The sequence below is a fragment of the Neptunomonas phycophila genome, from assembly GCF_001922575.1.
Lineage (GTDB): Bacteria > Pseudomonadota > Gammaproteobacteria > Pseudomonadales > Balneatricaceae > Neptunomonas > Neptunomonas phycophila.
The window spans coordinates 1,372,984-1,392,644 of the sequence record NZ_MRCI01000001.1; the positions used below are offsets into that span (position 1 = coordinate 1,372,984).

Below are 19,661 nucleotides of genomic sequence, written 5' to 3' on the forward strand. Positions count from 1 at the left end.
TAAAAAGGCGCCTTAAGTGAGCGCCTTTTTATTGTCGGCATCCTTTATTCTGCTTCCCTCGGCTGTGCTGTATTTGATCCAAAGCCTATTTTTTGATGCAGTAAGGCTATTCCTAATAAGCATAAACCTAGACCAAGGAAGGACGTGACCCGTAACAGGCCACTGAGACCTGACATGTCAATAAGGAAAATCTTAGCCACTACACACATGAGTACTAGCATACCTGCACGGTAAATAAGCGCGGATTTAACCTGTATCGCTAGGGCTAGAATGGCAATGCTAATACCTAACCACACCATGGAGTAAGTATAGAGCTCACCTTGCTCTGTGCCATCACTGATTAGCATCGCTGCGCCGTGCCAAAGGTGCCGTATTTCTAAGTTGATTAACAGGAAACTACTAGCGGCTACTAATCCTAATAAAACTTTTGAAAGCCGTTTTGGTAACGTGAAGTAAGCAAGTACCAGTAAGATAGTTGGTAACAAATACATGAGTAGTAACGTATTAAAAATAGGGGTGTCAGTTAACCATGTGCTTTTGTGGAATAGTGGGTTAAACGCTAATACCGAGCCAAATAAGTAATTGGCTAGTGCTCCTATTAGCAATGCACTGGCGGCTATCTGGTAAAGACGAATTAAGGAGCCGGACAGCGTGCTGCGATACCAATAAACTAAACCCAGTGATCCCCATATCAATGTGTTTATAGCCGCTTCGCGTTGGGTAAAATCAAGATGGAAGACATCACCGCCATAAATCATATAGCGAGTTTCAGCGATGACGGTTAACGCTAAAAGGTGAAGCGAGGCGCCTTGCAGCCAACCTTGTAATTGGCTAGAGCTCGGCAGAAGCCGCCAAGCCAGAACGCTGCAAATAAAGGGCCCACCAAACACCCAAATTGGCCAATGCGGCGTTAATGCATAATTGGGTAAGTATGGATTGAGCGTGAGTCGTAAGACGATGCCGATGACGAGAAGCTTGACGCAAGGGACAAGCACAGGAATAGGATAACGGTTATTTAAATAGCATAGGCTAATAAGCTGGATTGACAGTGCGAGCGTTAAGTGCGCATCGGATAACAGAATAACAGCGGCTAACGAATATGCGAAGTGGGCGGCCAACAAGACAGAGACGACCATTAAATCTGACCAGCGTACCTTGACCAATTGTTTGGCTAGCGCGGAGTAAAAAAGCGCTAATATCAACGCCGCAGTAGCCCATTGCCAATCATTCGCAAAGCCTTCTAAGCGTAGGTAAGCCAAGCTCATCATAACTACTGGAGTCAATGTCGCTAGGGCGCTCCAATAGCCTTGGAAACGAGTTTGAATTAAATTCCAGTAAGCGCCTAAGGCTGAAATGATACTTATGCCAATTAACAATTGAGCAATAGTCGCTTGCGGTAAAAGTCGAACATAGTCAGGAGACCAATAGCCTAAAGCGGCTACTATCGTAAATCCAGTAATGGCCAATAGCGGTAAAAATGCCACGCTAGGGCGTTGTTTGCAGATGAAGAAAAGGAGTCCAAAAAAGGCCATCGCAATAATTTTGTCGGGCGTACTAAGTGTGTGCTGCATACCGACGGTCAGCCAAGCCAACGTGAGTAGGGCAAGCACTCCATTCGTATAAATTTCATCGGGCGCAAGGCGTTTATATTGTCGATACAGTGCGTGCCAAATCGTGCGACTGTTAGGTAGAGTATCGTGTTGGTTCAGCGCCCAATCGCCGGTACGTATAGCCAGTACTGAATAACCCATGACTATTAAATAACTCAGCAATATAGAGAGCGAAACTGATTCATTGTAAGCAATGAGCCACCAAGCGGTAGATGCTAGGATAACGCCAACCCATAACCACCGACGAAAAACATAGCGAAAGAGGGCGAAGGCAGACAGCGTAATAATGGCACTGTAGATGAGCGCTCCTGCCACATTATTGCTGCCGGTATTAACGAGGATAGGAACGATATAAGCGCCTAAAATACCAATTGCCGCAAGCACCGGTCCATAAACTAAGGCGAGTAGCATAGTGCCTATTGAAATACAGGCGAGAAGAATAAACACGAGAGTCGGAGAGAAAAGGTTGTAAAGGTGCAGTGCAGCCAACAATGCCGCATATAACGTAATACTTGCGCCGCCCGCTAATGCCGCAACCGCGTCGCTATTAAAGTTAAGCCGGCCTTTGAGCCAAAAAGCTACCCCGTGGAAGCTAAGTCCCATGAAAATAGCTAGCGCAATTCGAGCCTCAGGCCCCAGTAAGCCTTGATCGATTGAGTATTTAACTAAGAAAATCCCAGACAAACCTACACACAAACCGCCGACCCAGGTTAGCCAGTTTTGTTTTAAATGCTTAAAAAAAGCTGATGCTTGTTGGGAGGTAATGTGTTGTGCGCGGTCGCTAGCTGCGCCAGTATTGGTTGAACCTTTGGCCTGTTGTGGTGACGAGGGTTGCCAGTGATCATAAGCGGGGCGCGTATCCTCGCGAGGAGCATCATCGGAGGCGGGTTCAACCTCCTTGTTGGCTAAGGTTTGGTCAGTATTTTGAGCCGTATCAAGCAAAGGCCTTTGTTGGGCGGGCTTGATGACTGGCTGCTTTGTTATTTGAGTCAGTTTTTGCAGTTCAGCTTCCAGGTAGCTAACACGTTGGCGTAGGTCTTTAGTTCGAAAGAAAGCAACCCAACCACCGATGACGCCCAGAAAAACTAAGAAAACGACGAGTAAAAACAAGGTTACCAGTTCATCCATGGGCGTGTATCCTTTCGAAAGCTGAATTTATTCTTGTATTATAATCACATACAGCCTTTAGTTAGACATTATTTAAACTTTACTCCTCCCAGACGTTTAGAAGCTTTTCTAATAACTGGTTTAAAGCTGTTTTCTCATGGGTTGAAAGGGCAGTCATTATGCTCTGTTCTTGTGAATGCAGCTTCACAATCACTTCATTGATTAATGTCCCTCCGCTTTCTGTTAGCTGAACTAATTTTCCGCGCTTGTCGTGAGGGTTGTGGATTCGAGTGATGTATCCAGCATTTGTCATGCGATGTAACACTTTGGTTAATCCGCCCGAGCTAAAAAGCATGGCTGTTGATAATTCAGTGGGCGTCAAACAGTGTGGGGCCGGCTCTTTTCTTAGTGTTTCTAAGACTGCAAAATCAGCAGCTTGAAGTCCAAAATTATCCAAAACAATCTGAACGTTTTGACGCAAGTAATCATTAATTCGATAGATGCGCAGAATCTCGGGTGAGATTTCTTGGTGCGATTCGGGCCAGTTTTTTTCGGTTTTATGTAATACCTGAGTTACAGGTGTCTGCTTAATCATAAATCTACTCCTGAGCTATATAAGCAATATAGCTTGCTAGAAAGGTAAAATCCATATACTATCTTTCTAGAAAGCAAAGTGAGGTCTTATGAATCAATTTATATCCGCTCCAATTTTATTTCTGTTAGCTGGGATTTCGGCACTAACGCCTTTCGCAACTGACGGATACTTATCTGCAATTCCAGTGATGGCATCAGATTTGAGTACCGATATTTCGATGGTTGCAGTAACAGTCAGTCTGTATATTTTTGGTTTAGCCATTGGGCAACTGATTGGTGGTCCTTTATCTGATAAGTTTGGCCGTAAATCGATTATTGTTCTTGGGTTAATTGTATTTAGTGCAGGCAGTTTCTTAATCCCTTATTCAGATTCTTTGGTCATGTTGTGGAGCTTACGAATGCTCCAGGCGATTGGCGGAGGGATATCTGTTGTCGGTGTCCCAGCAATCATTCGTGATAATACGCAAGGCAAGGATTCCGCCCGGTTGTTTTCATTGATCATGTTGATAAGTATGTTGGCACCATCAATAGCCCCATCGGTTGGGACAATAATTTTAAAAGCTTTAGACTGGGGGTGGATTTTTTCGTCGCTAGGCGTGGTTGGAGTCATTGTTACCATTTGCGCTTTATGGGTTATGCCTAAAGAAACTAAAACAGCCCAGCCGGAAGTCAGTGGCGGTTATATGAGTGTGTTTCGAGAGCGTCGAGCATTGGGTTATTTATTAGCGCAAGGGTTTGGTTTTTCTGTTTTGATGACGTTTTTAACCAATGCGCCTTTTGCCTATATCGAGCACTTTCATGTTAGCGAAACTTTCTTCTCAGCATTGCTTATATTAAATGTTGGTGGTGTTGCTGTTACCAACAGGGTTAATAGTTATTTGTTGCACAAGTCTGAGCCGGCACAACTATTAAAAGTGTTTCTTTATATACAGTTGATAGGGGTTGCTACTTTAATTGGGGCTACCAGTCTTTTTCCAAATAACCTTTGGCTGGCGGTGTTTGGCTTTGTTATCACAACGGCATCTATGGGCGGGGTTGTACCTAACTCAAGTGCATGTTTTATGCAGTACTTTGGTAAAAATGCAGGGATTGCTGCGGCAGTATTAGGAGCCACGCAATATATTGTAGCAGCTGCAATAAGTGCTATTGCGGCCTTGCTGAGTCATGACTCTCTGTGGCCAATTATCATCATAATGATGATCTCGACATTAGTTGCACTGTTAGGCGTTTTATTTTACTCAGACGCGCAGACCGAAGTGAGTAGTGAAACTCAATTATCATGATACATACCAGCACCCATCCGTGGATGGGTGCTGGTGGCGTATTAGCTCATACTGTTATTTACCTGTGCAGATCATTACAAAGGCCATGTTAAAGACGTTTCCTTCTCAGAAATATTCCATAGACGCGTGATAACCTCGCTATTTAAAACGAAAGGTTCAAGTTTACATTCGCCAACAGGGCCGCCGAAATTCATGATCCCCGTTGGGCCGTAATAGGCCTGTTGTTTCAGGTCGTCTTCTGTAGCGCACATGACCTCTGGGTAGGCTCCTTTTCTCGCTGACTGTACTAAGGGCGTCGAAGACATTAAAGACCAAGTGAGCCTAGAGATTAAATTAGCTTTTTGGTTGATGAGCGAAGTCTTAGATGCACCAGGGTGGCACACATAAACTTTGACTTTTTTTTCAGCCTGTCTTATTCGGTTTTGTAATTCATAAGCAAACATCATCTGTGCTAACTTGCTGTGGCAGTAAGTATGGTTGGGGTGATAATTTTTATCCCAGTTCATGTCATCAAACTGAATAGTTTTTAAACCCATTTTGTAACCTTCGCTTGTAACCACCACTATACGCCCTTGAGATGATTCTATTTGTTCGAAAAGTAAACCGCATAGCAAGAAATGTCCGTAGTGATTAATACCTAGTTGGCTTTCAAAGCCATCAAAGGTGATCTCTTGTTTTGCCACTTGAGCGATGGCTGCATTACAGATAAGCGCATCGATACGAGGGACTTCTTTAATGATTTTTGCTGCAGCCTTGCGAACGGAACTCATTACCGCTAGGTCCATTTGTACGAAGCTAACGTCTATTTCGTTGCTAATCGCCTGTTTTAATGCCTTTACTGTCGCCTCTGATTTATCAACATTCCTGTTTAACATGACTACTTTTGCTCCTTTTGAAAGGAGTATGCGTGCAGCCTCATAACCTGTTCCGGCGGTGGCTCCGGTGATGACATAGGTTTTTCCTGAGAGTGAGCCAAGAGAGTCTGGTGTCCAGCCTGCTTCACCACATTGTTGCGTGCTTTTCATTGCTTAAAATCCTCAATAGCAGGCTACATTGACAGTTGGTTAAGTGGTATAGCCTAGTACTTTGTCGTGTTATTAAATTACGAAATGAAAATTAACTATAGCTATCAGTGAAAACCTAAAATAGGCGATATTGTCGCTATTTTATGCCTAATTGTATCGCTATGTTGAGTAAAGCAATGTGTGGTGATATTTTGTGAAAATGGATAAAAGGTTAATTAAACAACTCATTCAACAAAATATTAGCGAAGATGGCATTGTCGAAACTGGTATAAAAGGGGTGAAGCTCTTCAGAGTTACGGAGCCTATACGTTGTGCCCCTGCGGTCTATGAGCCTTCGATTGTGGCTATCGTAAGTGGCGCGAAAGAAGCCATATTAGATGGCAAACAGCATGTTTATGACAGCAGTCAATATATGTGTTGTGCTATATCGATGCCTGTAGAAGCGGGGTCCCCCGCAGCGTCACTGGATAATCCCTTGTTGGGTGTATATATCGCTCTTGATACCCGGGTGATGACGGAATTAGTGATTGAAATTGAAAGTTCGGGATTAGATATTCGTAAACCGAAAGGTGGACGTATCCCGCAAGGGGTTACTTTGGCTGACTGGGATGCCCCATTCAATGAGGCTCTGTTACGCCTAATTCAAATTTCAAATAGCCCTTCTGAAGCGGCCCTTCTAGGTGATGGGCGGCTTAGGGAGTTGTATTATACTGTTTTAAAAGGAGCCTCTGGTGAGTCGGTAAGCCGTGCTTTTGGCGTCGGTAATGAAATAGCGCGCTCTATTGCTTATTTGTCTTCTCGGCTGGATCAAAAAGTATCTATCGAAGAGGTGGCCTCTCAAGTGGGAATGAGTCGAGCGGTTTTCCATCGAAAATTTAAACAAGCGACCACGATGTCGCCAGTGCAGTTTGTAAAATGCATGCGTCTTAATAGTGCGGCTATCAAAATAGCCGCAGGTATGACTGTGAACCAAGCGGCCATGGAGGTCGGGTATGTAAGCTCTACTCAATTTAGTAGGGAGTTTAGGCGCCTTTACGGTTTGCCACCTAAGCAATGGGGGCGCTTTGAGCAATCAGGCACAGGGTTGATGTAGTGTGACCGCGTTTCTCAATATGACTAAAATCACATCTGCAGTCACAAAAGTAACTAAATTTTTAGTAAAATTGATTTCTGCAGTTTATGGTCTATGATCAGTAAATATAAGGTTTTTATTGCTATTGAGACATCTTTTTTTGTTGTAATTTCCAACAAAAATAAGATGTTACAGTTGGTTCTGTGCATTGATTTAGTGCAGGCAAGGTTCAATATGATACATAAATCTTATAGTTATAGGTTGTCATGTAACTAACGTTATGTGTGCGAAAATATTAGATTATTAAAAATCCACTAATTATAGGGAAGACATATTTAATGTGGTTTTCTAAGAAAAAATTATTAAATGAAATTTCCCGTCTGCAAGTTAAAGCTACCGCGTATGACGCAATTGAAAAAGAATTAAAAGAGGAAATGCTTTACTTTTTAGTGGATGAAAACGGAACTATTACAGAGGTCAATGAAGCCTTTAGCGGTGTGATTGGTTATGATACTAGTTACATTGTTGGTAAGAAAATTAAAGACTTTTTGTCAGAAAAGTCGATGAACAAACAGCATATTCAGAACATGTTGCAAGCCATTAATAAAAAGAATCACTGGCATGGTGCTATTCAGTTTAGAGCTAAAAACGGTGCAGAAACATGGTTGAGGAGTATTGTTCAGCCTATTAATGGACAATTGGCAGTCTATTCTACAGAGCTGACCCGTACTATCTCTCAGTCCCAAGAAAAAGAAGATATGCTTTTAGCTATCAGCCGTTCTTCTGCAGTTATAGAATTTAACCTTGAAGGTATTATTCAAGACGCGAACGATAACTTCCTGAATGCAACTGGCTATTCGAAAAACGAAATTTTAGGGAAACACCACAGTATTTTTTGTGATCCCGAAGAGGTTGAAGCCCCCGCATACAAGACGTTTTGGGCTCAGTTGAAAAAAGGCGTTTATAAAACAGATCGTTTCAAGCGTTTCAATAAAAATGGTGATGTTATTTGGTTAGAGGCTTCATATAATCCAATCCATAATAGCGATGGAGAACTGTACAAAGTAGTCAAGTTTGCAACGTTAATTACCGATCAAATGAATCGTGAGTTAGCCATGTCAGAGACTGCACAGATTGCCTTCGAAATCTCCCAAAAAACTGACGCCGATGCTGAAAATGGTTTGGCTGTGGTCCGAAGTACCATCGACACAATGAATAATTTGTCCGCTAAATTAGAGGACGTTAGTAAAGGGATTTATAACCTTGATGTGCAATCGGCTAAAATATCTGAGTTAGTTGAAAGTATTAAAGGCATAGCAGATCAAACTAACTTACTTGCTTTAAATGCGGCTATTGAGGCCGCTAGAGCAGGTGAGCAAGGCAGAGGCTTTTCGGTGGTAGCCGATGAAGTCCGACAGCTTGCCTCAAGAACTAGCTCCGCGACAGAGCAGATAATAAATGTGGTAAGCGAGAATAAAGTGCTTACGCAAAAAGCGGTGTCGCAAATAGATGGTAGCTTGAGTGAAGCCAAAGAAGCGCTTGAGCTATCCAATAAATCTGGGTCAGTGATTAACGATATTCAATTAGGGGCTAAAGAAGTAGTAAAAGCAGTGGGTAATTTTAGAACTAATCTGTAATAAGAAGTTTCACCACTTAGCCTAAACTATTGATAGCGCAGTAATCGTGCTTATTCTACCTAGGCTCTACATAATCTATTACCGCGATAAGTAATTTAGGCGGTTTAAGCTAACGGTTTTCCCTTTAAAGCCTAAGGGGATTAAAGGGAAAACCATAAATTGATCAATTAAATATCATATCGCTGTAGTACGCGGTTGCGGAGCCTCCTGCGTTATCCGTATCGGTCATAATGACGGTTGCGTCTATATAACGATACTTTTTAAGGTTAGCTTCTTCACTTCCTTGATCACCGAATTGTGCAATCAAGTCGCGGTATACATTTCGCTTTTCTGTGTACCAAGTGTTTGTTTGGGCGTCTTTCCCGCGAACGGCGATCATCTTAACTGCATCACCAGCAAAAGCGTTATCCCACACTTGCCCCTTAGACTGATTACTCGACCACACATAGGTTAAAGCTTTTGTTTTCCATAGCGCTAGGCCTCCATCGATTACCACGTAAACACGGGCTACATAGTCATCACCTGATTTACTGCGTTCGTCTATAGGGCCTAGACGGTTTTCGATTAGCCATTGCCAGTTTAGGTAGGGGGTTTTTTGAAGGTCTATTTTCTGCTCATATATCAGCCCAGAGGCGGAGCTGTGGCTTGTGGCTTTTAAAACAGTTTGGTTATCTTTATCTACTATGTTGTAGAGCGTTTCGCCGACAAATGCTTTGGTTTGCCAGTCGCTTGAGGAGGCGTGTGCGAAGCGGGTTAGGTTTTCTTCCCCAAATGCTGAGTTGGAGAGGAGCAGACTGCCACAGATAATAAACGCTATTCGTTGCATGGGTATTCCAGTAAAAACTGATGGCTATTAAGCGTAAGAGTATTAATGGCGAGTTGGGTTCCACTCGATAAGTGAACAGTTAGGTAGTGCTTGGCATAAAAAAGCCCCGACATAGGATGGCGGGGCTAACTCACAATGAGCCATGCAAGAAGGGGTTAATGCGAATGGCCGTGCTCGTGGCTGTGAGCTGGTTGGGCAATGTTATTCCCATTAGCGTCATACACCGCTTGAGGTGCATGATCGATATAACCCAGGTTGATCATTTTAATTAGGAATGGGTCAGCTTCATTGTCACCAATATCGGCAAAATCGGTTGTCATGTATTTGAAGCGTTGATTTATAGCGGCTTCAACTTCGCTTTTTTGGGTGTCTAGTTGAGCTAGATTCCAACTTTCAATAAGCCGCTTATTACTGGCTTTCATGGAAACGAGCAGATCAAGTGATGGATTCCACTCTATATGGTAGGTGGTTCCATTGACTTCACCGGAGTATTTTGTGGTTATCTGGCAACCAGAACCTGTTTCGCTTTCTTTAGTAAGTTGAGTTAAAAAGTTTTTATTAATCAGGTAATTGACTGAATCCCATGTTTTCGACTTGCCAAGCGTTGTTAAGTCGGCCGCTTCGTACTCAATGAGTCGTTTAGCTTGGTCAAAATATTTATCCATGCGCATTTGGTTTTTGGGGAGCTTATGCCAGATATCGCCGGTTCCATTTGGATAGCTGTGCATAACGACATTGCCTTGCCTCCAAAGATCTACTTGTATGTTGCGAGTCGTGTTTTCTGTGTTGAGTGTTTGGGTTGCTTGATAGCTTGCATGCAAACTGTTAGCGCTTGCTGAGCAGCTTTCGTCTGCATAAGCAGCACTGGTGAATGTTACAGTAGTAAAAAGTGCCGTCGAAATAGTCGCGTAGATTAGTTTCATCATCTTAATCCGAAAATACAAAAAGGCAGCCGGAGCTGCCTATTCTTTGTGGGCATTTATAATCTGTTTTCAGCTTGTTCTAATAAATTGCCTGCATGATTCATTACATGGAAAATAATATTTTGTTCGTTCGTTCCAGTAATTAACTGTGCTCCAGGGCCTACAGCGTAGATCCCTACGTCCTCACCGGCGTGTGTTTCTGATGACATAGGTACCAATGCTTCTTGGTGGAAGCCAGTTGATTCTGTGTTAACGGCTGAAATATCAGCACGCCCAGAAACAATCACCTCACTGTAAACAGCATCAGCATCTGTCTCGTTGCCTAAGTCATGGAACCCCATGCCGTTTGTATATGCCAACGTCGTGTATGGCATATCATCTGCGGCTAGGGCTGGTTCAGAAAGAGGCTCACCATTGCTGTCATTGGTCACGACTTTACCGAGAATCGGATTGCCGCGCGTAGGGTAGCCAGCAATTGTGAATACGTGGCTATGGTCGGCGGTTACGATAATCAAAGTATCTTCGGGATCAGTGCCTTCAACGGCGGCCTTAACGGCGTTGGCGAACTCAACAGTATCAGTTAGGGCGTTGTAAGCGCTGCCTGCGTGATGGCCATGGTCAATACGTCCTGACTCAACCATCAGGAAGAAGCCATTTTCGTTATTGTCGAGTACGTCAATTGCTTTGCTAGTCATCTCAGAGAGTGACGGTTCTCCTTGGCCATCGTTAGCGCGGTCTGCTTCGTAATGCATATGCGATTCGTTAAATAAGCCAAGAACTTTAGTGGTAGCGGTTGGATCAATAGTGTCGAAACCCGCTTGATCCATAATATAGGAGCCGGTAGGGTATTTGGTCTGCCATTCGGTGATTAGGTTGCGGCCATCCGTGCGGTCGCCTTCAATAGTGCTGACAGCATCTAATGAGTTAGCCGAAGCATCGTTAGGTAAGAAGCTACGACGACCCCCTCCCATCACAACGTCGATACCATCGATGTATGTACTGTCGGCACCACCATTTACGCGTGCTTCCAGCAAATCTTCAAATTGGATAAGTTGGTCGGCTATGTCTAAGCAGCCTGCATCTCTGGCCGCTTGCGGCATATCACCGTCGTCTTCCCAGTTACGTTCAGGGGATTTAGCATAAGTAGCGGCAGGGGTGGCGTGTGTAATTCGTGCTGTCGACACAATTCCGGTGGATTTACCGGCTATCTCTGCCAATTCTAAGGCGGTGGCTAGTTCTGTGCCTTGCGAGGATACACAGTCGGCACGCACAACATCTTCGCTGACACCAATCACTCCCGCTTTAGATTTAACACCTGACATCATGGCTGTCATCGTACCAGCGGAGTCTGGGGTTTGTTGGTTGGTGTTGTAGGTTTTGGACAGACCTGAGAAAGGGAAATCGTCAAAGCTGAGCATATTTTCTTCGCCGGTCATGCCCTGCTGTTGGCCTTCAAGGATTCGGCCAGCAGTAACGGTGGAAACGCCCATTCCATCACCGACGAATAAGATAATGTTCTTAGCAGAGCCTTTAGCATTGTCGATTGCTTGAGCAACAGATTCAGCCGTGGTGACTTCAGCAGCACTGTTTTGGTACCACGCGAGTGACGCTTCGTCTTTAGGTGCGATACTGACTTTGTTATCGTCGTTGTCATCAGATGAGTTACAACCAGCTAGCACAGCAATTGAAGTGGCCAGCAAAGTCATTTTAAAAGTTTTCATGATGTTTATCCTTTTATCTGGCCTTAGATCTCGTCGTCAATTGACATGGCAGTCTTCATTACTTGGAAAAGCACGTTTTGCTCAATGACGCCTTGGAATAAGTAAGCGGATGGTCCCATAGCATGAACAGCGACGTCTTCGCCTGCATGAGTTTCAGATGATAATGGGACAAGTGCTTCTTGGTGGAAGCCTGAGTCTTGTGTATTAACAGAAGCGAGATCAACACGTGTGCCTGAGGAAATGGGGTAGGCACCGGTGTCGTAGCGAGCATCAGCATCGGTCTCACCTGAGAGCGATGCATAGCCTAATCCGTTGTTATATCCGAGGGTTGTATAAGGCATGCCATCGGCTGCTAAATACTCATCGCTTAAGGGCGCACCTGAACCATCGTTTGTTATAACTTTGCCGAGAATTGGATTTCCGCGAGTAGGGTAGCCGGCAATAGTAAATACATGGCTGTGGTCGGCGGTAACAATGATGAGTGTTTCTTCATCATTGGTTAGTTCAACAGCTTTTTTTACGGCATTTGATAGTTCTACCGCATCGGTCAAGGCATTGTAAGCGCTACCTGCATGGTGACCATGATCAATACGCCCAGATTCAACCATCAGGAAGTAACCGTCCTCGTCGTTACTTAGCACATTAATGGCTTTTTCTGTCATTTGTGTGAGAGAAGGTTCGCCACCAATGTCATTTGTGCGGTCGGCTTCATAGTGCATATGTGATTCATTAAACAAAGCGAATACTTTTTTTGCAGTATTTGGGATGGCATCAAATTCACTTTGCACATCGGCATAGTAACCGTCTGAATGGGCGTTTTTCCACTCTTCAACTAGGTTGCGCCCGTCAGTCCGGTCGCCTTCCACAGTGCTTACGGCATCAATTGAGTTAGCGGTGGCATCATTGGGTAGAAAATGACGGCGACCGCCACCCATGGCTACATCAATACCATCACCATAAGGAAAGTCGATTAGCTGGCTGGCAATGTCTGTACACCCTGCTGCAATCGCTTCTTCTGGCATATCTGAATCATCTTCCCAGTTGCGTTCTGGTGATTTAGCGTAGGTGGCCGCGGGTGTTGCATGGGTTAGGCGAGCAGTTGAGACAATGCCCGTTGCTTTCCCTACGAGCTCGGCAGCTTCCAGCGCTGTAAATAATTGATGATTGGGGTTATTTTCGCATTCGGCACGAATAGCCTCCGGTGATAGACCGATGACACCGGCTTTGGTTTTTACCCCTGTCATCATTGCTGTCATTGTGCCAGCTGAGTCAGGTGTTTGTTGATTGGTATTATAGGTTTTAGCTAGAGCAGAATAGGGGAACGTTTCAAAGGAAAGCAGGTTTTCTTCACCGGTATTCCCGTTGTTTTGACCTTCTAGAATACGAGCTGCAGTGAGAGTGGAGATTCCCATGCCATCGCCAACAAATAAAATGACGTTTTTAGCTGCTTTGATACGTTCTAACTGAGTTTTATCTGCAATGGCTGTTTGCGCTTCAGTAAACCAATCACTGCCGGATTGATAAGCGGGTAAAATATCGGCCTGAGCGGCATTAGCCATGGCGACTGCGACGGCTAGCGAGAGTGTAGTCGCGATTGTTTTCATCATCTGCTCCGATGTGTATGTGTAATAGCTCCACATACCTTAGAGCGGTAATGTTACGTTTCGGTGAAGAACGGATGATGGTTTTGTTGTTGGTTAACCGCAGTACAAATGTATACGCAAACTGGGTATGAAAGGCTCGGGATCAATGAGGTTGTCTGCTCTTAAAGCGCGCTGTCGCTCTGTTGGTGCTTTGTCGGGTAAGCGGTTGCACTCAGGCAGATTTTGGTTGGCTGCAAGTGGAATTAGGATGGGTAGTGGGCAATTGCGTGCTTGGCGTTTCCATTGATCGTTTTCTGTTTTCCATGCAAAGTTGGCTCGTATAAGCGGAGCTTGAGACTGAATTTGCGCCAAAGGAGTGTGGCTATTTAGGCGCTGTAATTTATCAAGTTGTAGGGCAATATGAGGTTTGTCACTTCCCATTTTAAGTAGTTTGTCTATGGCTTCTTTTACCGTAATTTTTTTGATACTTCGGCCACTGGTGTACCAGCTAAAACGGACACGATCAGGGCATGATTCAACAATAGGTAATGTTCGGTAACATTGTTTAAGGTGAAGCCTCCCTAAACCCTGTTTATTCAATGCTTCATTAATAGTGGCCGATCGTTGATGTAGAGTTTGATTTAATTCAGCTAAACCTTTTTGTTTGAGTATACTAACGGCCTGTTTGAGATTGGCTTTGCTGGCATTGAGCTGGTGGGCTGAATTAATGAGGGTGTCATCACAGCCCACTAGGCCATAGTAACTTTTGGTTTTACGTCCGTCGCCGTTATCCTGGTGCCATATATTGCTGTATAGATCGATAGCCTGATGTTTGGCTGTTTGAAAAGGGTCTGGTGGATTGCCTAAAAAGATAGGTCGTGTTGAGTTGGCAAGATGCTGGCTAAATACTATCAAGTCGGCACTAAACTGATCGAATGCGGTCGTAATCAGGTCTATATGCTCGTTAAGGATGCTCATAATGGTTATTTAGCCTAATAAATTCAGTCACTTGTGATTAACATATAACAAGATAAACTTACCATATTCTGAAGTAGACCATATAGTGTTTCATTTTACCTATCCAGCCTCGATTTACGGCTAATTAAGGTAAAGGATCGAGAAAGTGAAACGTTTAATTAGAGTTGTCCCAATAACGGTGATTTAATCCGCAATTATGTTTAAACCATTTTCCCTCTTTGTGGGCTTGCGTTACACAGCTGCAAAACGCAATAACCATTTTATATCGTTCATCTCTCTTGTCTCTATGCTTGGCTTAATGCTGGGTGTAGCGGCACTTATTCTGGTGCTTTCTGTGATGAACGGTTTTGACCGTGAATTAAAAGATCGCATTTTAGGGATGGTTCCTCATGCGAGTATTACTGGATATGATCAGCCGATTGAAGATTGGAAATCTATTTCGAGTACCGTTTTGGATGATCCCCGAGTTATTGGAACCGCTCCGTTTATTCATGCTCAAGGAATGTTAACCAATGCCGGGCAGGTACGAGGGGTTATGGTGCAAGGTGTTGATCCGGAAGCAGAGAAAGCGGTATCCATCGTTGCCGACCATATGCTTAATGGATCTTGGGATACATTAAAAGAGGCTAACTTTGGTATTGTGCTGGGCGATTTGTTAGCTCGGTATTTGGGTGTGCGTATGGGTGATAAAGTCACTCTTGTTCTACCCGAAGCATCTATTAGCGTTGCGGGAGTTACGCCACGGCTTAAGCGCTTTACAGTTGTTGGTATTTTTTCGGTAGGGGCTGAATTAGATAGTAGCCTTGCTTATATCAATATTGATGACGCTGCGAAAATTAAGCGTATCCCGGAAGGTGTTGAGGGGATTCGTTTAACGTTAGACGATTTATTTAAAGCGCCCTCGGCAGTTCGGGAAATTGGCTCAAAATTACCAGGTTATTATCTAATCTCGGATTGGACACGTACTCATGGTAATTTATTTCAAGCCATTCAGATGGAAAAGAAAATGATTGGGCTCCTGTTGTTTTTAATTGTGTTTGTCGCCGCATTTAACATTGTCTCTACCTTAGTAATGGTGGTTACGGACAAAAAATCAGATATTGCAATTTTACGTACACTAGGTGCTACACCCGGCATGATCATGCGTATCTTTATGGTACAGGGCGTTGTTATTGGCTTTGCCGGCACGCTACTGGGTGCGGGGTTAGGGACTTTACTCGCGCTTACTGTGACAGATCTGGTTGCTTGGCTAGAAAGCGTACTGGGTGTGCAGTTTCTTTCAGCGGATGTGTATTTTATTAGCTATTTGCCTTCCCAATTAAATATGTCTGATGTGGTGCTGATTACAGCATCGGCTATGTCAATTAGCTTTTTAGCCACCTTGTATCCCGCATGGCGTGCATCCAAAACACAACCGGCAGAGGCTTTACGTTATGAGTGATCAATCTTTTGCAGCGACTCAAGATGCCGTTATGGTGTGTGATGATGTCTGTAAAACGTATAATGAAGCTGGCAATGAAGTTGAAGTGCTACGGTCGGTTTCTTTGTCTGTTGGTGCGGGTGAACGAATAGCCATTATTGGTTCTTCGGGCTCGGGGAAGAGTACCTTGCTTAATATGCTTGGTGGGTTAGAAGGGCCTACGAGTGGGTCGGTAACGGTAGGCGGAGAAGTGCTTTATCAAACGTCTGAAAAGCGTCGATCTGAAATCCGAAATCGTATGCTGGGGTTTGTCTATCAGTTCCACCACTTGCTACCTGAGTTTACTGCGGTTGAGAATGTGGCTATTCCTTTAATGTTGGCTAAGCAATCGCCAGCGCAGGCGGCCGATAAAGCAAAAGTATTGCTTGAGAAAGTCGGTTTGTCTCATCGCTTATCTCATAAGCCAGCGCAATTAAGTGGTGGTGAACGTCAACGGGTAGCTATAGCGCGAGCATTGGTAACTGAGCCAGCATGTGTGTTGATGGATGAGCCAACCGGAAACTTGGATAGGCAAACCGCGGCAGAGATTCAGGCATTGATGTCACAGTTGAATCAAGACTTGAATACATCGTTTATTATTGTCACGCATGATCCTGATTTGGCGAAGAAGATGGATCGTATCTTTGAATTGACCGATGGCGGCCTCGTCGAAATTACTAATCATTAGTAGACGTAAGATGGTGTGCACTAGCTTGTGGGTTCTCTATAACGCCAGTGCATGCTCAGCCGTGATTCAGGTTAGCTAATTAATCTTTACGTTTTCTTTTGCGAAGTGACCAGCTTTTTTTGACGTAATAGATCCAAAATTGGCTCGCAACGAAATACCCAATTATACTAAAAACGATCCCGCAAAAGAGTGAGCCTGTCAGTAGTGGCCACCAAATGGCAGGCAAGTCATGAGATAGGGCTTCGCGAGTAAAACTCAGTTCTATGTTGCGCTCAGGTGAGCCTAATAAAAAAGTGCCCACTCGATAGGTAAAGAAAAAAATAGGCGGAATGGTGAAAGGGTTAGTAATCCACACCAAGCTGACAGATATGGGAATATTGCTACGCATAAATACAGCGAGCAGTGCGGCAATGAGCATTTGAAGCGGGAACGGCAAAAACGCACAAAATATCCCTACGAGAAACGCTTTGGAAAAGGATTTCCGAGTGAGATGCCACAAGGCTGGGTCATGCAGGTGACTGCCTAGCCAGCTAAGATGTTTGTGGTTTTTAAGACTTGACTCATTAGGCAAGTACTTCTTTATAAACTTACGTGGCATATACATCGTACAGCTTTGAAAAACGTAGCGGTATTATGCACAGGCGCGAGCAGTAATCCAACACGAGATCACGGATGATCGGATTTATTTTAGGCATTTTCACAGCATCGCAATTACCTTTCCTTGTTTCTTTGGTTTTCTGCTTAAGTTTTATTCTTGTCATTCTTTTGGTGTATGGCGCCAAGTCCGTCATTTGGGTGACAAGGCCATTAGGTTTTTCGCGCCTCGGCCAACGTCATGTGAAAGGGCTTGATCATTCTTTTGGGGCGAGTCATTTCTCGCTTAGAACGTTGTTGTACGCCACTATTTGTTGGGGCATGGGTTTTACATGGTTTACCGTTTCGGCTGATCGTCTTTTGCAGTCTAGGCTTCCTCAGGCACACACGGGGGATTGGGTGGTCGAGGGGCGTGTAATTGGCCTGCCTTCGCATGAGACAGACCTGATTCGTTTTAATTTGCAGGTCACTAACGTTATTAGCGCCCCAGAAGGCGTAAAACTCAAGGATGCAAATTTCGAGCGGATACGGCTCCGTTGGTTTAAGTCTGATGTGTCTGTATTGCCCGGAGCCACGTTTACTATCGTTGCTAAATTAAAACCGCCGCATAGTTTAGCTAACCCTTATGGTTTTGATTATGAACGATGGGCGTTAATTAAGGGGATTGATGCCACCGGTTATGTAAAGAAGCACTTAGACTATCAAGCTCCTGATATATCGGTTTCACTTATTCGATTTAAATTGGCTCACTGGTTAACCGAATTGTGGAGCGATTCGCCTTTGATTGCAGCAAGCTATCGAGCTTTGTTGTTGGGTGATCGAGGAGGGCTATCCGATGATCATTGGGCGTTGATGGAGCAAACGGGGACATCGCATTTATTAGTTGTTAGTGGTTTACACATCGGAATTTGTGTGTGGTGTGGCTGGTGGATAGGGCGCTGTTTAGTTGCTTGTACTTATCTGGGGTTGCGACTCGGGCATAAAGGTGGACTTGTCTGGCCATGGCTTGAGCGCGTGTTGCCAGTATTTTTTGCATTAGTGTTGAGCGGTATTTACGTTGGCCTTGCTGGGTTTAGTTTGCCCACTCAGCGTGCCTGGATCATGGCGGCTGTGTTGTTAGGAGGGTTGTTACTCAAGTGCCCGCCAAGTGTTTGGCGGCGCTGGTGGTTTGCCATGTTTCTTGTGTTGTTGCTAAACCCGTTGAGTATTTATGAAGTTGGTTTCTGGCTGAGTTTTGGTGCCGTTGGGGCCTTGTTGCTTTTGATTGCTAGGCGTAGTCAATCTTCCGGCATCAAAACAGCTATTCGTGCTCAAATCTGGATTACTATTGTGATGTTACCCTTAGTGACGCTGTCTTTTGGGCAAGTGAGTATCCTTTCTCCTTTTGTGAATCTGCTGGCTATTCCTTATATTTTATTAATCTTGTTGTTGAGTGTTCCTGCCTTATTGTGCGCTTATTGTGGATGGATGCTTCCTCTGATGATGGTCGGAAATTTACTGTCTGTCTTTTGGTCGGTTTTGGATGCTGTCGTGAGTTTCATCGTAAATCTATTAGGTAACTCAAGTATCTATTTGATATTAGCGACTTCTTATTGGGCACTTTTTAGTCTTTTGGTGGGTGTTTTTTTATTATTGCAGCCTGTAAAAGGACGGCTACGGTGGGTGGGAGTTTTGTGCTGTTTGCCCGCTTTTTTGCCACAGCAAGAGCGCATGAATAAAGGTCAATTCTCGGCGGTGGTTTTTGATGTAGGGCAGGGGAATGCAGTGCTAATATCCACTCAAAATCATCGGTTGCTCTATGATACGGGAGCAAGGTATCGCTCTGGTGGTTCTGCATTTGAATCAGCCGTCTTACCTGCCTTGTCTAAACTCTCACCAAGCGCTAATGGCTTTCTGATAGACGAGCTGGTGGTAAGCCATGCAGATAATGATCATGCGGGCGGTTTACAAGCTATTTACGACCATGGGATCAGCTTTGATCGACTAACTGGCGGCTCTCCTCGACACTTACTTGAGTTTCCTATTAATACGTATCAACAATGCCAAGAACAAACCGCATGGGAGTGGGATGGCGTTTCGTTTCGTTATCTAGTAGCGCCAAGCCAACGTCAAACATCGGTCACTAACAATCAATCTTGTGTCCTGGAGATAAGGTCGTCCTCATGTAGCTTTTTGTTAACCGGTGACATTGATGAAGGTGTTGAACAGGAGCTGTCGTCTCAGTTGAAACCTGTAGAGTGGTTGTTGGCTGGTCATCATGGTAGTCGGCACTCCACCGGTGAATTTTTATTGGCTTCTACCACACCGAAAACCGTTGTATTTAGTGCCGGCTTTTTGAATCGCTATGGTCATCCGCATCAAGACGTTTTAAGCCGTGTACATAGTTACACCGATAATGTCTTGAGAACAGACCAAGACGGTGCCGTCTTTTTGTACGAAACGTTAAATGGGCGTTGCGAATCAGAAACCTGGCGTACTCGACAAAAACGCTTTTGGTCAAAGGGTTAAGGCCATATTCCAGCGGTAAAACCTATGGTAAAGTAGCCCCTCATTTTAGGAGG

Annotated in this window: 15 protein-coding genes; 6 read left to right on the forward strand and 9 right to left on the reverse strand. The window is 44.3% G+C overall.

Translation table 11 applies throughout. The features are described from left to right. Positions 1 to 44: 44 nt before the first annotated feature. Both BS617_RS06260 and BS617_RS06265 read right to left on the reverse strand, forming a co-directional pair. Positions 45 to 2,738, reverse strand: a complete 2,694-nt coding sequence (locus tag BS617_RS06260; RefSeq protein WP_075172000.1) for a DUF2339 domain-containing protein — start codon at positions 2,736 to 2,738, stop codon at positions 45 to 47. A 79-nt stretch (positions 2,739 to 2,817) separates the two neighbouring features. Then, positions 2,818 to 3,312 carry a MarR family winged helix-turn-helix transcriptional regulator gene (locus tag BS617_RS06265; protein ID WP_075172001.1) on the reverse strand — a complete coding sequence of 165 codons (495 nt, stop codon included), beginning with the start codon at positions 3,310 to 3,312 and terminating at the stop codon, positions 2,818 to 2,820. Between the two features lie 88 nt (positions 3,313 to 3,400). On the opposite strand from BS617_RS06265, the gene BS617_RS06270 reads away from it, so the two are divergent. Further along, positions 3,401 to 4,594 carry a multidrug effflux MFS transporter gene (locus BS617_RS06270; RefSeq protein ID WP_075172002.1) on the forward strand — a complete coding sequence of 398 codons (1,194 nt, stop codon included), beginning with the start codon at positions 3,401 to 3,403 and terminating at the stop codon, positions 4,592 to 4,594. A gap of 74 nt (positions 4,595 to 4,668) precedes the next feature. On the opposite strand, the gene BS617_RS06275 is transcribed toward BS617_RS06270, so the two are convergent. Continuing rightward, on the reverse strand, positions 4,669 to 5,619 hold the full coding sequence (locus tag BS617_RS06275; RefSeq protein WP_075172003.1) for an SDR family oxidoreductase: 951 nt from the start codon (positions 5,617 to 5,619) through the stop codon (positions 4,669 to 4,671). Positions 5,620 to 5,818: 199 nt separating this feature from the next. Here BS617_RS06275 and BS617_RS06280 point away from each other — a divergent pair, with 199 nt between their 5' ends. Both BS617_RS06280 and BS617_RS06285 read left to right on the forward strand, forming a co-directional pair. After that, the gene (locus BS617_RS06280) at positions 5,819 to 6,712 is read left to right on the forward strand and encodes an AraC family transcriptional regulator (protein WP_075172004.1); all 894 of its coding nucleotides are present in this window, start codon (positions 5,819 to 5,821) and stop codon (positions 6,710 to 6,712) included. 317 nt (positions 6,713 to 7,029) lie between these two features. Beyond that, positions 7,030 to 8,328 (forward strand): PAS domain-containing methyl-accepting chemotaxis protein, encoded by a 1,299-nt coding sequence (locus BS617_RS06285; RefSeq protein WP_075172005.1) that lies wholly within the window; start codon positions 7,030 to 7,032, stop codon positions 8,326 to 8,328. 163 nt (positions 8,329 to 8,491) lie between these two features. On the opposite strand, the gene BS617_RS06290 is transcribed toward BS617_RS06285, so the two are convergent. The 5 genes from BS617_RS06290 to BS617_RS06310 all read right to left on the reverse strand — a co-directional run bounded on the left by BS617_RS06290 (position 8,492) and on the right by BS617_RS06310 (position 14,359). Continuing rightward, complete coding sequence (locus BS617_RS06290; RefSeq protein ID WP_075172006.1) at positions 8,492 to 9,154, reverse strand: DUF3047 domain-containing protein; 663 nt, start codon at positions 9,152 to 9,154, stop codon at positions 8,492 to 8,494. 155 nt (positions 9,155 to 9,309) lie between these two features. Beyond that, the gene (locus tag BS617_RS06295; protein WP_139303134.1) at positions 9,310 to 10,080 is read right to left on the reverse strand and encodes a hypothetical protein; all 771 of its coding nucleotides are present in this window, start codon (positions 10,078 to 10,080) and stop codon (positions 9,310 to 9,312) included. 53 nt (positions 10,081 to 10,133) lie between these two features. Further along, positions 10,134 to 11,798, reverse strand: a complete 1,665-nt coding sequence (locus BS617_RS06300; RefSeq protein WP_075172008.1) for an alkaline phosphatase — start codon at positions 11,796 to 11,798, stop codon at positions 10,134 to 10,136. A gap of 23 nt (positions 11,799 to 11,821) precedes the next feature. Continuing rightward, a complete protein-coding gene (locus BS617_RS06305; protein WP_246283333.1) occupies positions 11,822 to 13,405 on the reverse strand; it encodes an alkaline phosphatase in 1,584 nt (527 codons plus the stop codon). A gap of 90 nt (positions 13,406 to 13,495) precedes the next feature. Continuing rightward, the gene (locus tag BS617_RS06310; RefSeq protein WP_075172010.1) at positions 13,496 to 14,359 is read right to left on the reverse strand and encodes a DNA replication terminus site-binding protein; all 864 of its coding nucleotides are present in this window, start codon (positions 14,357 to 14,359) and stop codon (positions 13,496 to 13,498) included. Between the two features lie 196 nt (positions 14,360 to 14,555). On the opposite strand from BS617_RS06310, the gene BS617_RS06315 reads away from it, so the two are divergent. Then, on the forward strand, positions 14,556 to 15,800 hold the full coding sequence (locus BS617_RS06315; RefSeq protein ID WP_075172011.1) for a lipoprotein-releasing ABC transporter permease subunit: 1,245 nt from the start codon (positions 14,556 to 14,558) through the stop codon (positions 15,798 to 15,800). Beyond that, positions 15,793 to 16,506, forward strand: coding sequence for a lipoprotein-releasing ABC transporter ATP-binding protein LolD (lolD, locus tag BS617_RS06320; protein ID WP_075172012.1), 714 nt, complete (start codon positions 15,793 to 15,795; stop codon positions 16,504 to 16,506). Before BS617_RS06315 ends, lolD begins: the two co-directional genes overlap by 8 nt. A gap of 79 nt (positions 16,507 to 16,585) precedes the next feature. Here the strand turns inward: lolD and BS617_RS06325 are convergent, their stop codons facing one another. After that, positions 16,586 to 17,104, reverse strand: coding sequence for a DUF2062 domain-containing protein (locus BS617_RS06325; protein ID WP_075173465.1), 519 nt, complete (start codon positions 17,102 to 17,104; stop codon positions 16,586 to 16,588). 74 nt (positions 17,105 to 17,178) lie between these two features. Between BS617_RS06325 and BS617_RS06330 the strand changes: the two genes are divergently transcribed. Beyond that, positions 17,179 to 19,608, forward strand: a complete 2,430-nt coding sequence (locus tag BS617_RS06330; protein WP_075172013.1) for a DNA internalization-related competence protein ComEC/Rec2 — start codon at positions 17,179 to 17,181, stop codon at positions 19,606 to 19,608. Positions 19,609 to 19,661: the final 53 nt, after the last annotated feature.